At 39.4% G+C, this 13,665-nt stretch carries 10 protein-coding genes; all 10 read right to left on the bottom strand.

Features of this window, described 5'->3' with window-relative positions:
• Nucleotides 1–567 (bottom strand): type VI secretion system contractile sheath small subunit, encoded by a 567-nt coding sequence (gene tssB / locus PSI14_RS00710; protein ID WP_273573927.1) that lies wholly within the window; start codon nt 565–567, stop codon nt 1–3.
• Between the two features lie 125 nt (nt 568–692).
• Nucleotides 693–1,757, bottom strand: a complete 1,065-nt coding sequence (gene tssA, locus PSI14_RS00705; RefSeq protein ID WP_273573925.1) for a type VI secretion system protein TssA — start codon at nt 1,755–1,757, stop codon at nt 693–695.
• Between the two features lie 27 nt (nt 1,758–1,784).
• Nucleotides 1,785–5,552, bottom strand: coding sequence for a type VI secretion system membrane subunit TssM (gene tssM, locus PSI14_RS00700; protein ID WP_273573924.1), 3,768 nt, complete (start codon nt 5,550–5,552; stop codon nt 1,785–1,787).
• Between the two features lie 12 nt (nt 5,553–5,564).
• Entirely contained in the window at nt 5,565–6,821 is a 1,257-nt protein-coding gene (locus PSI14_RS00695) for a DotU family type VI secretion system protein (RefSeq protein WP_273573923.1), read from the bottom strand.
• Nucleotides 6,821–8,203: a type VI secretion system baseplate subunit TssK gene (gene tssK / locus PSI14_RS00690; protein ID WP_273573922.1), complete on the bottom strand. Its 1,383-nt coding sequence runs from the start codon at nt 8,201–8,203 to the stop codon at nt 6,821–6,823. The genes PSI14_RS00695 and tssK overlap by 1 nt, the downstream gene beginning before the upstream one ends.
• 51 nt (nt 8,204–8,254) lie before the next feature.
• Nucleotides 8,255–8,746: a type VI secretion system lipoprotein TssJ gene (gene tssJ / locus PSI14_RS00685; protein WP_273574093.1), complete on the bottom strand. Its 492-nt coding sequence runs from the start codon at nt 8,744–8,746 to the stop codon at nt 8,255–8,257.
• A 189-nt stretch (nt 8,747–8,935) separates the two neighbouring features.
• Entirely contained in the window at nt 8,936–9,337 is a 402-nt protein-coding gene (locus PSI14_RS00680) for a DUF4150 domain-containing protein (RefSeq protein ID WP_273573921.1), read from the bottom strand.
• Nucleotides 9,338–9,350: 13 nt separating this feature from the next.
• Nucleotides 9,351–9,980 carry a DUF3540 domain-containing protein gene (locus tag PSI14_RS00675; protein ID WP_273573920.1) on the bottom strand — a complete coding sequence of 210 codons (630 nt, stop codon included), beginning with the start codon at nt 9,978–9,980 and terminating at the stop codon, nt 9,351–9,353.
• 14 nt (nt 9,981–9,994) lie between these two features.
• Nucleotides 9,995–11,068, bottom strand: a complete 1,074-nt coding sequence (locus tag PSI14_RS00670; RefSeq protein WP_273573919.1) for a pentapeptide repeat-containing protein — start codon at nt 11,066–11,068, stop codon at nt 9,995–9,997.
• Nucleotides 11,065–13,626: a DUF2169 family type VI secretion system accessory protein gene (locus PSI14_RS00665; RefSeq protein WP_273573918.1), complete on the bottom strand. Its 2,562-nt coding sequence runs from the start codon at nt 13,624–13,626 to the stop codon at nt 11,065–11,067. The genes PSI14_RS00670 and PSI14_RS00665 overlap by 4 nt, the downstream gene beginning before the upstream one ends.
• Nucleotides 13,627–13,665: the final 39 nt, after the last annotated feature.

Raw genomic sequence — 13,665 nt, 5'->3', positions numbered from 1 at the left:
TTACTCCTTATTCTCAGACCCTTCTTCGGTGGCACTTTCTGTATTTTCGGTACTTTTTGTATCAGCGGTACTTTCGGCAGGTTTTGGTGCTTCGGCCAGTGATTTCAGCAGGGCAGGGTTTTGCAGGATATCGGCGATTAGTTGTTCTGCGCCGCTTTTACCGTCCATATAGGATAATAAGTTTGCAAGTTCGGTTCGTGCTTCCAGCAACTTAGCCAGTGGTTCCACGTTTTTAGCAATAGAGTCAGGCTGGAAATCCTCCATTTTTTTAAAGGCTAATTCGATATGCAGCTCTCCGTCATTTGTCAAAGTATTTTCTACCTGAAAAGCAACACGAGGTTGTATTGATTTCATACGTTCATCAAAGTTATCAATATCAATTTCCATGAAGTTTCGGGCACTAACTTCGGGTAGGGCTTCTAGCGGTTTTCCGGCTAAATCACTCATAACTCCCATAACAAATGGCAATTGAACTTTTTGTTCTGAACCGTAAAGTTCGACATCATATTCAATTTGTACGCGTGGGGGACGATTTCGAGCAATAAACTTTTGTCCACTGGATTTCATAACAAACTCTCCATTACTAGCTAAATAACTAAGTTAGATTGATGGGGTATAAATAATCTGTTAAGGCAGATGGTGTTAAAACAGATGGTGTTAAAACAGATGGTGTTAAAACAAATTGTGTAAGGTTAATTCGAATCAAGATTATCTGAGCGACCGAAAATAATTTCGAGCTGACTTAATCCGTCTGGGGCAAGATCATAAACAATGTCAATAAAGTCACGATCAATTAACCGCTGAATGCGAGCAATCATAATCGGAGCTGGATGACTGGGTTCATGCGTGAGAAAATAGTTTTTGGCCTTTTCTAATAACATACGTGCTTCATCACGATTACTGGCTTCAATTTCATGCAAATGAATAGACATCCTGTTCGTTGAAAGTGTTTCCATTGATGCGAGATCTTTTTGTTCTGTATCCGTAGGGGCTGATGCAAGAATATTTTTTGGGAATGATTCCTGAGAATTATTTTTTGTTTCTTGACGTGTAGGGAAAAACTCAATCACCTTATTTAACTGTTTTAATAACTGAGATAATTTAGGAGCATGGCTTTCTGATAACTTCTGGCGAATAATATCGAATATTGCAACAAGATGATCACGAATACTTATTACAGCCAAAATTTCAGAGCTATTAATTTGTTGTTTCAATTCATCCAGCAACCGAGAACGTCCGCCTATATAGCCGCTAATTTCGCTTATTGTTCCATCCAGCAATGAGCAAGCCTCTAGAAATGACAAATCTTTCGAAATGTTTTTCAACAAAATGGAATGCTGCATTTGCAATGAAAGAGGCGAATTATCCTCAATAGCAGCGAGTATGTTCAGGCGAAATAAAGGATCATATTCCCCTTCAAATTCTAATTTTGGCCAAACCTCTTCCCAATAGCGTTCTAGCGTCTTCTGAATCAAATTTAGTCCATCCGCATAGCCAGATAATCCCCGCGTTTCTAACCATGATTGTGTTAGCGCCATGATGATACGCAGGTCTTTAGTGCGACTTAACAGGCTAATGGCTTGTTTTTCAGCTTGTTTCCAGTCGGGTGGCTCTGCCGGAATTGTGATATCACCGAACTGTTGTTCTACTTTTCCGAGTAAGGAGTACTCTAGTGACATAAATTCATCGTCGTATTCCAAATTTTCTCCACAAGGAGATTCTGTACTAATTGGCTCAAGTAAAGCGTCAATGTTCATAATAACCTTTTGCCCTTATCTGATGATTCAATATGCTGCCTGTTTGTTATAAGTTTTTAGGCTGGGACAGATGAAATTGGGAAGTTGAAACGGGCTATAAGTACTGTCTGAAGTAACGTCCAATGATACGAAATGGCCATGAATGTTTAATCTTATCTTCTGAGTTGCATTATTTCTGGAACTTGAGTTCAGTTTAGGATCTGTATATTCATCTATCAGTCGATTCAGTGCCCATGGGCCGTAAGTGTTTACTTTGGCGGTTGTTCCATCCGCTAAATCCAATTGAATATAAACATTATTGGTATTGTCGGGGCCGGGCCACTTGAATGATTGTGAAATTTGTGGGCCGTGACTATATTTTAATATTTGACCATAAACATTCAGTTCCATGCTCAATATATTATTATCCATCTTAATCGGACGCACGCTTACATGGAATGAGGGGGTGGTTGATCCAGAACTAAATAAGGTATCTTGGATGATCTTGGCTTGTTGGAATGGTTTCAAAAAACTTGTACTTTCTGGCAATATTTCCTCATCTATTTCTCTCGGTATAAAATGCCAATTTTTTTGAGAAATATTGACTTTCCCCGCAAGATTTTTCCTGAAAAAGCTGTCCATGTTACCGACTTGGGGAGCAAACATCCGGGACATATCAGTCAGTTTTATATCGTTATGTGCCTCATGTGTCAGAGGGTAGCGATTGGCGATAGCTTGCTTGCAAAAAACACCAACTTCTGTATCCAGTTGGTTGCTGAGATTCTCAAAATTACTGTGTTGTATATCGCCGGTGGCAGCTTTTAACAATTCAGACAATATATGATTGAATGGTGTGGGCAGTTCTTTCACCTTATTTTGTAGCTGAATGAAAGATTGATCTAATGCGTTTGGTTTCTCCTCCTGTTGCATAGATTTAACCGCATATTCTCTAAATTTATTAAAAAATTGATCTAGTATGCTATCAAAAACAATTTTATTATTTTTCTCATCAGAAACCTTCGTTAATTCAATGTATGGTGAAAAATATTTTTTTAATTTTTGTTCCAGTGCAATTTTAGCATCTTCTGGTGTCAATTGATTAGGTGAGGTTTTTATAAATGAGTTAACTTTAAGATTAAAAAAATCCCTTATTTTACCTGATATCACATCGTTTTTATTTTCCTCTATATTGACATTTTTAGCGATATTAATTGCTAAATTTCGCATAGGGGAATTATTTGAATTCAACAGTTTTATTCTATGGTTTAGCTCGTTAAAATTATGGTTTCCTTCCTTGTTAAAATGAATTCTAAACAGAAAATCATCCCACGATTTAATATAGTCATTGGCATAAAGGTCTAATACTGAAATGGCAATATCTTTTGGCGGGTGTTTTTTTGCATAACGGCCAAGTACCCGGTCTTCTTCATCGTTCAATCTAGATATTTTTTTATCAAGAATTCCTTTGAGTTTTTTATACCCTATGGGAGTAAATATTCCTGATATATATTGATAACCTGATGTAACTCCGGTAAGTGAAAGAGAGTGTTCATTATCGTTGACTATAAGATCTGCTAAATATATAGATGGTAAGTTTGGATCGTCTGATAGCTCTTTTTTAAGAAGAGTATAATAGAGCTGTGCCAATGAAATACTGCTGAATAATTTTTGTTTTTCTTCTACCCGTTGTTGTTGATAAATATAGGGTGATTTAACAACTGAATATTGAAATAGTTGATATAAGTGTTTTTTGATTTGTTCTGACTGTTCTTTCTGAATATTTAATGGTGAATGTTTTTGCAAGTATAGTATCATCCAATTATACAAGAAATTACCGTCGTATTTAGATTTATTATTCTCAGTAGAATGTAACTCTTGATACGCTTTCAGCGTATTATAAGTATTAGACAAATCATTACCATTATCTTGTTGTATCTGAGAAATTATTGCTTGCTCCACTTGTGGTAATAATAATTTTTGTAGCGCTTTATAGTACAGTGAAATACAGGCATCATGAACTTGTTTACTATAAGGTAGAACTATCTGGTCTGGTAGTGGAATAACCAAATTTTCCAGAAGATTCAGAATAGGCAGCCCGGCATAAATATCAGAATAATAAATATCAGAATAATAGTTATTGACGTTATTCTTAAAGGCGCCTCCTGAATCTAGAGGTGAGTCAGAGATAGTTTGGATATTATTTTGTATTTTTATTAGGTAGTTTTTATTGTCGTTATAACTGATAAAAAAATAGATGACCATCAGTCCCAGAAGAGCAGCCAGAGCAGTATAACCTAACCCATTCAGTAGACGACTTCTGTATACCCACCAACGATTTTGACTGGCAAACCCTGCCTCTTGAGATATATTTCCCAGCAAATTTTTCAGAAAATAAGCTTGACTAATGGAAGGATGTTCCGGTGAGTTTTTATTGTTTCCACATACCTGATTATTTCGCCATGATAATGAATGATTGTCATTATCCGTCGGTAATTGAAGATTATGATTGAGTTTCTCCATCACTCTGTCAAATGGTGTACCTTCTTGTGTTCCGCTAGTGAAGTAAAGCCCTCGCAGTAAATAAGGTATGTCAAATCTTGATTGAGCGAACGCGATTTCAAGATATTGTGCAATCAATGATCGCAGAGTGGCGAACTCTTGTGGAAATAAATAACTTTCAGCACAATGCTGAGGATCATTTAATTGCAATAAAACATCGGGTAATTCTGCGTCTAATCGTTTTTGTAATAAATTATATTGTTGCTCAAAAACTTCGTTCAGACTCCAGTCTGTTTTATCCCAAGGGAAGTTGAAGCCCCAGATTTGATCACGTTGTGCTTTATCAAAATGGCTAAAGTAAGCACTAAACCCTTTCAATAAATCAATTTTGGTGATGATGACGTAAATAGGAAACTGGATTTTGAATTGTTCATGTAATTCTGCCAGCCGTCTGCGTAATAGATAAGCTTGTTGATCACGTTCTTTCTGTGATGGGTTTAATAAATCTTCCACGCTAACGGTAAGAATGACGCCATTGAGTGGTTGACGTGTACGATATTTTTTCAACAGGCTAATAAAATATTTCCATTCACCAGCATCTTGTTCATACAGGGTGTCTTGAGTGGTATATCGTCCGGTTGTATCCAGCAAGACTGCATTATTGGTGAACCACCAGTTACAATTATCCGTTTCTTTCATGTTATAAGCAGTGAGATTTCCTAAATGTTCTGCTAGTGGAAAGGGCAGGCCGGAATTTGCCAGCATGGTTGTTTTTCCAGAGTTAGGAGCACCGATAATGACATACCACGGTAATTGATATAGATATCGACGACTGAAAAAAGCTCTCCAAATTGATTTGTATCTACTGGATTTATAACTATTGGATTTATAACTATTGGTGGATTTATAACTACTTGGTTTATATTTATTTGATTTGGATTGAGTGTCCAGACTATAAAAATAGGCATTTTTCAGTAGCCGTAAAGCCTCAGAAAAATGTTCTGACAACGCAGTATATTGCGAATATTTTGACTGTTTACTTTCATCATCGTTTTCGTTCAATTGATTAGGAGCTTTTTGAGTAGACAGTTTTTTATTCCGCCATGTCTGGTATAAAAGAAATATTGACAGAATGAATAACCAGACAAGATATAAAAATAAAATAGTAATTATTCGTACTGCACTTGATTTAAAAGGTACTGTATTACCAATGGAAATAAACGGGCCAATAAACCAGATAATCGAAGAAATGATTGTGATTCCGAAGAAATTCCATGTTAATCGGTTAGTAAAAATAGAAAGAATGGCATTTAACATATTTCAATTTTCTCACTCAACCTGATTTACAGGAGAAACTAGCAGTATGATTTCTACTCGTCTATTTTTGGCTCGATGACTTGGCGTATCGTTTGGTAATAGCGGATTACTATCTCCTTTTCCTTCTGTACTTATACGTTCGGGTTGATCCAGATATTTCTCAAGCTCTTTTTTTATAGATTTAGCCCTAACGAGTGATAATTCATCGTTGGATAAGTAATAGATGTTGTTAATAGGAACATTATCGGTATGACCAATAACTAAAATTTCCCCCTTGGTAAGGTTCATTACCTCAGCAATACGTTTGATCACACTTAAATAACGGTTTCTAATCCGGGAAGATCCCGTATTGAATAACCCATCACCTTGTAACGTGACGATACTCTTATTAGGTGAATCACTTACCGTCAGTAATCCCTCTGCGATTTCGTTGCTCAGCATATCTTTCAGGTGTGTGGTTGGTAATACGGGGGAAGATATTCGATTATCGACTGGCACATTGGGCAAATTGGTTTTTTCTATTATTTCTGCGTTATTGTCTATTTTTGTTAATGACGGTTTGGCTATATATCCTAATGACCAATTCAACCCAATATACAAAATACACGCCAGAACAATAACCCCGATTATATAGACCCACATAGGAAAAGGAGATTGCCAGCGTTTATTCGGTGCTACAGCTTTTTGTAATGTGGGTGATTTTTGTAATGTGGGTGACAATTCGGGGGAATAAGAGCCACGAACTAAATGAATTAACTGGAACAGGCGTTGTTTCAAGGTTTCCAATTGAGAGTGTCCATTGTCCATAATACGGTAACGCCCTTCAAATCCAAGCTGGAGACAAAAATTAATGAGTTCCAGCAACAACAAATTCTCTTTAGGTTTTTGAGATAATGTGGCCAATAACTGGAAAAATTTTTCACCTCCCCACGTTTCATTGTGAAATGTGACCAGTAGTCCACTGGTAGACCAAACACTGCGAGTTCCCCAAGGTGTCAGTGCTGCTGCTTCATCCAAAGTTGTGCATAGACAGTAGCGCGCCCCAATGATCACTTCATAAGGAAGTTTGGCATGTTGGCATTTCAGCTCAAAACTGCGAATTTCATCGATCAATTTTTGCCGCAGGTCTATTGGATCAGGGTGAATGGTGGAATGACGAATCAGTGAAATACTGTTTAATAGAGGGTTTGCGGCAGCAACTAATGGATTATCCTGAGTGTCACCAGAAAGTACAGCATGTATATTTTGGGTATTTTTTTCCTGAGTCATTATGAATTGTTCCCGCTATTTGAGCACCCTTTTTTGAGTGAACTTCTGAGCTGATTACGAAGGGCCCAAAATTCGATGCGCAGACCAGGAAATTCACCTGCCAGATGTAACGCAAACCCGCCGGATTTTTCCATTTGGCCCCATAATTCACCCTCTTTTTCTAATTCGAAGTATAAGTAACCGGAATGCCAGGGAAGTTGTCTGGGGACTGATGGCATTGCGCTTATCGAAATGCCGGGTAGCTGTAGCTGAACCAGTTCACGTATACGGCTAACAGGAGCAATTTTCATTTGTGCGGGAAAGTGATACATCAGAGTTTCTTTGGGCACATCAGCATAAACGGCCAGCACAAAGCTGAATGTATGTAGCATATTGGCATCTGGGAAGGTAGCAACATTCAAGCCATGAGAATATTCGGTCAAAGGCAATTGAATAGCCTGTTCTTCCAGAATGATTGATAACCCTTGACGCAACTGGAGCATTAGGTGATTGAAACATAATTTCAAATTGTCATGATCATAAACGGGCAGTTTTTCCTCCGGGACTCGTGTCGGAGAGAAACTTGCCAATTCAGTGGAAAATTGCAGCCATTCACTGAACAACCGTTCTGGATGCAATAATGGTATATGCTGTATGTGGCTCACTTGACCGCTATAACGATTTAATAGTGACAATAGAAGAAAGTACATCACTTCTGAACTGCTTTGTTGATCCAATTGAAACATGCATTGACTCATCTGCTGGCGGCGTTGTTCCAGCAAGCCTTGCAAGTCATTAATGAAACTCACAACTTGAGGATGTGCATGGCAGTTGAGCAGGGGAGGAATAAAACGTGAATCAAGGTGTAATTTATTATTACGGGCTTTATTTATAACATGCACAATATTCAGTGAAGTCCATTCCGGTGTCAGCTCTGATTCCAACATCAGCCGCAGACGCATTTGACCAAACTGCACTGTGGCACTTCCGACTGACATAGCATTAAAATCATTGACCTCGGTGTCAACACTGACAAAACGCGCCATAGAATCTTTGCTCTCATGAAAAATGATTTCCTCTTTTCCTCCCCGAAATATCGGCAGCGCCAATACGACATTTTCCCCGGTTTGATTTTCTTCAATTTGTAATGGTATAGGGGCGTGTGCTTCGGTAAAACTAAAGGGTGTTCCGTCAGGAAAGATCCCGCTGGCTGATGCAATCCTCACCTTGCCTTGTTCGAGAAATGACTGGTCTAACGATAAAGTTAAAAAACCCCAGTAGTATGGAGCCTGAGCCATGCCCCAATCGCGGACATAAGCCTCCAGGTAGTTTTCAGATTGCTGAAAGTGATGGGGACGTAAGAACATGCCTTCAGTCCAGATAACTTTTTCTGATCTACTCATGTAATCCTTTCTCTTGCGGCATAATCTCTTGCGGCATAATGTTAGTTGCATTTATTTATTGATGAAATTTAAAGCATTGGCTGTGACTTCAATGTATATGTCTAATGTGTCTGGTGATGCCGCCCCAAATTTGTAGAAAGCAGGTTTTTTAGGACTCGGTATTGGCAATGAAATACGCCATTTTTTTCCATCCAGTTGCTTATATTCAGCCAGAATGCCGATATAGCTGGCTTCTGGATTGTTTTTTTCCGACAGAAAATAGTTATGCTGGGAAGGCAGTAAAAAAAATGCATCAGAATTAATCAAACTATTACCCAACTCCTTCTGGGCATTATCTTGAAGTGAAAATAAATCAGCAGATATAAACTTAGAATTTGATTTCAATAAAAAAACGCGTATTTTCAGCGGGGATGAATCATTCACGTTATTTGTGGCGTAGAAAATCAAGTTATAAGGAGGCAATTTTTTCTGTTCTGATGATGAACATCCTGTCAATGCTATTAATGGAAAAAACACTATTAAGGGAAAAAACAGTAATATCATCATTGCCCATTTGAAACTTAATCTATTGATAAAAAACGCGTCTCTTTTTTTATTACTGATTGTTTCTGCACAAAATGTCTCGGAACAGCATGTCTTGTCACTGAAAGTAGATTTTTCATTAGTGGCATTTTTTGTATTAACCATGATTTATCTTATCTTTCATTTTGTTGTCATTTGAAAAAAGAGAGATCAGGCTCCTGCAATATAAACCTTTGTCTGACTGGGACTGATGCGTGAACCAATAGCATTGGTTGAATTTTGCATGGTGAGACTTGATAGCCGGGTTGCCGGTGATCCCTTAATCAAAACACTATTAGCGCCAAGTATATGGCGGGATGGTCCCATGACCGTTCCTGATAGGATGCCTAATTCGATCCCAAGACTATCGCCATTCGTTATGGCAATGGTTGTCGCCATGTTATGGGCTGGGTTACCCACAAAAAGGATATTGGCGGTACTGGGACTAATACCATTAGTACCTTGAGCAATATTGAGATAAACCATCGGTATGATACCGAGAAGAGGATTGGGAGTCAGACAGATATCTGGTATTGCCAGATCCATGCCGCCTCCTTGGGTATTGGCAAACATAATTTTTCCTCTTTTATCCTATGTGGATCTGTTCGGCATCTATTTTTGTGATGGCCTTGGCGGAAACAACAGTATTTTGAGCGTGTAGACGCATATAGCTCTCAGCTTGCATATCTAATTGCCCTGCATGAACGTGTTCTGTTTGCGTGGTATGACGGAAAAGACGATTACTCAACTGCGTTACTGTTTGCCAAACGGATTCAAATTGATTGCCCATCATTTTTGTGATGGATACCCAGACGGACAATGATTCACCACTGTATTGCATTTCATTGATATGGCAATTTCCATTATCAGCCGTGATATTTAATCCATTACTGTTCAGATTCAAGTTACCCTGGGCAGTAATGGCTAGATCGCCTGGTACATTGATTTCAGCCGGATTTTGTTGTTCTGCCCGCTCTAATATTGCCAATATCCAGAACTGATCATCAGCCTTCATAAGTAATACCGAGTCTCCCATTTCGGGTGCTAATAAGCAGCTGGCTGCACGCCGACAATGCCAACCCCGGTTTTGGCTTTCGACCATTAAACTGCCATCCTGAAGGATATTAACAATTTGGCCTACAATTTGGCCTACAACTTGTTGTAGCGGCTCCGGGGCAAGAGTATATGAAGAAAGGGCATAAGAAGATTTCATCATATTGATTCTCCAGATTAAATCTTATGTTGGCGTTGTTTTATATTCCACTCTTCAGCCGCAAATAGTTCAGGATCATTTTCCAATATGCCCTGACGATCAGAGAAGAGTGCTCCGACTTGTTGAGTACGATGAAAAAGGGTTCTCATAAAATATGCTGTACGAAAATCACTTTGATTAAAATTGGAATAGGAAAGGTCAGCGTAGGTCATATCACAGTTAACAAGCTGTGCATTTACAGCCCGGACTTTCTGCATGATGGCTTGTTGAAACTGGCTCTGTCGGAAATCCGCCCCTTCAAGGCAAGCACCGATAAAAATCGCTTCATTAAACAGGCTGTTATGGCAGAATGCATGGGTTAAATCAGCATTGATGAATAAGGCTTGGGTTGCATTGACATTCGATAATTGCGCATTATGCAGTGTGCTTCCTTTGAAGCTGCAATTAGTTAACTTTGCATGATTGAAATTTACTGCATCAAGTTGGTTATCTGTGAATTGGCATTCCTGGAATTGCATTTTTTGGTAATTTTGACCGCGTTGATCACATTCAAAAAAAACGGTTTTGATAAATCGACTCGCATAAAAATCCGTTTCTCTTAAATCCTGACGAAAAAACGTGACCAAAAAGCAATGACACTGACGTAATATTGCGTAATCCAGTGTTGAGTTGATAAATGTCACACGATTAAATTCACTTTCAATAAAGTCCGCATATTGAAGATGACAGGATGAAAACTGGGTACTGTTTTGTTTTGTGGCTTTAAACTGTGTCTTTTTTAAAACGCATTGGGTGAACATACTATTGTTCACTGTAGCCTCATTAAACATCGCACGTATCATATGACATTGCTCAAATAAGGTCTTTTCACATGTGGCAGAATTGAAGATAGTTTCTTCGAGCAGGCACTCAGTAAAGACCGCTTCTTTAAGGATGGCGTGGGAAAAATCAGCATCTGAAAAATCTACTTCTCTGAATTGGCCTCCTGATAAATTTTGTCCAACCAGCGATATTCCCTGCAAAGTGACCTTTTCAATGACATCACCCTGCTTGATTTTCGTCATGACATCATCAGCCGTTAGTATATTCATATCACTTCCTGATCGCGTTTGGGTAAAGTTTTGGTACGTTGCGTATAGGCATGATCAACCAAAGTTGAGTCGTCAATGATTGACTGGGACATATCAGTGCGGAACAGATTGGCTTTTCGTAAGTCAGCGCCATTAAAAGTGCATTTCTGCATAAAAGCACCTATCAGGTTGGCATGGTTCAGCAATGCTTCCCGAAAATCCGTTCTGATAAATATACTTTTGGCTGTATTCAGATACTGCATATCGGCCAATCGGCAATTAGCTTCGCTTAAATCGCTGCTATTCAATGTTGCCGCATGAAAAGAGGCCTGAATCAGAGGCATCTGACGTAAATTACATTCTGTTAATGTGGCATAACTGAAATCAGCCTGATTAAGAATACTTTCCATAGTAAAGACACAATTTAGCAGTTTTGCTGTTCGGAACCGGATTGACTCTGCTTTTGTTTCTATCCATGAACAATTATCGAGCGTAGCCTGGTCAAAAATAGCGTTTTCTAACTGGCACTTGATAAAGGAAACTTTATTCAAGCCAGCGTAATTAAAGTTTAATGCAGGCAGCAGCATCTCGATAAAAGTACAGCCTTGCCATTGCGAATGGTGAAAATGACAGTGCTTGATAAAGGTTTTTTGTAGGAACAGATCTGCGAAGGTCGCATTGCTAAATCGGCAATGGTCAAACAACGTTTCTTGCAATTGCGTTTCTTTAAAGCTTGCCGCTGAAAAATCACTTTTTTCACATTTTGCCTGTGCCAGACTGGCATTATCCAGTTTTACACCATATAAAGAGGCGTGGCATATCTCAGTTCTGGCTAACATTGCTTCACTAAAATCTGCACCATCCAGTTGGCAATCATTGAAACAGGCACTTTCCAGCAAACTACGAGAAAAATTGGCACCACGCAGATCCATCCCAGATAAATCAGCTCCCGTAAAGTCCATTCCACTGAAATCTTTCCCTTCCTTCATGGTGTATTGGACTCGTTTGCGAATAATTTGTGACAGATCACCTGTCAAACGCAGAGCGGGTTCTCGTGCTTGTACAGAGGCCAGATACATTTTATGGAGGGATTGTTCAACCTGTGCCAGTTTCTTATCGCTCAATTCCATTTGTTGATGCAATGTATCCCGCATTTGATGGAAGTTTTGTGGTCCCCTGGGGGGATTTTTCATAGCCGTTTGTTCAACCGAAATACCTTTTTTTTGAGCTGCTGCACGAATTTTTTCCCGTTGTTGCTCGGCTTCAGTATATTTTTGGGCAGCCTCCTGCTCCTCTTTGTGAACAAACCCAGGTAATTCATCTGGTTTGGGGTGGGAAGATTGTTCACTAGGGGAAGGTATGAGCGTGTTGATATCTTTTCCATATTTCGCCATACGTTCTTTTTGTTGTTCCCGCAGGCGTTTTTCACGATTTTGCAAGTTTTCCCTCAAAGGGTTGCCATTTTCTGGTTGTTCTGTATCTACCCACGGGCCAATGATGCTTTCAGGGATCAGATCCTTTTCCCGGAAGGCATATAATGCGCCTTTTTCTTTATCTGTACGCTGGTTGAGTATTTGCAGGTAATGATTTTCAGAGTGTACTTCATGCTTTAGCTCCATTGCGGAGAGCATTTGTAAAACATCAGAAGCGTCATCTTCATTAATGCGTGCGCAACCGTGCCAAATTAAGATCATCTGTTCCAGATGAGGGAAAAACCACACGGTTGTATTGCGCATTGCAACTTCTTCGAAAATCTCTTCATCAGCACGCAGTCGTTTGATAAAGCAACGAGCTTGCCATGATGGAAGTTTCCCTTCTTGTATGGGTTTTTCAGGATGCATATTCCAGATGCGCCATGCCGCGTTTTCTGGCAGCGCCTTATATTGCTCCCACCACTGATCGCAGGGAGCGGAATTAAATAACCGCCAGTCAATATCATCGGAAAAACCAGGAAATTTATTTTCCAGCCATTCTTTGTCATATTTTTTACCGATACGAGTGAAACGGCGTGGCCACATGAATTCCAGAGGGCAAAAACTGGCGGGATTCAGCGTATCTTGTGGTGACAAAAATTGCTGGTTTGAGGCTTCTATATTCGGTAATCGGTGGATCTCCAGACCATTTTCCTGTGTTTCTGGAGTAAAGCCGATACCGTACGGATTTTCTTCATAACTTTTCCCCCCGAAAGCACGGCTCCAATCCAGCCGCATTTGCTCGAACTCCTGAGGCTTGGAGGGTTTATCACCAATCCAATGGCGATCCCCGGAAGCAATCAGAGTCTTATCCAATTGCTCTATCTGAATGCGTACAGGACAAGTCGTTTTATCTGTCTGGTGACGAGTATAGGCATAACCCGTCGCGAGAAATTCAGCGGAAGATTTGGGTATGGCGAGATCGATGATGCCATTGCAGGTTTTCAATTCGGCTTCTGCAAGTTGCCAAAGTTCTGGCTCAGGGCGTAGGCGAGGGGAGGTACTCATATCGGCTAAGGCCATAATGGATATCCCAAGATAATTTTGTTGTCGCCAGCGATAAGAGCGATGCAGCATACTTAAGCGCAGAGGTTTAATCATTTTCATTGAAAATCACCGAATGAATTCCATTAAGATAGCAATAAT

Source organism: Xenorhabdus anantnagensis (assembly GCF_028598555.1).
In the GTDB taxonomy this organism is placed as follows: Bacteria; Pseudomonadota; Gammaproteobacteria; order Enterobacterales; family Enterobacteriaceae; genus Xenorhabdus; species Xenorhabdus anantnagensis.
This window is presented reverse-complemented; position numbering and strand designations above follow the sequence as displayed.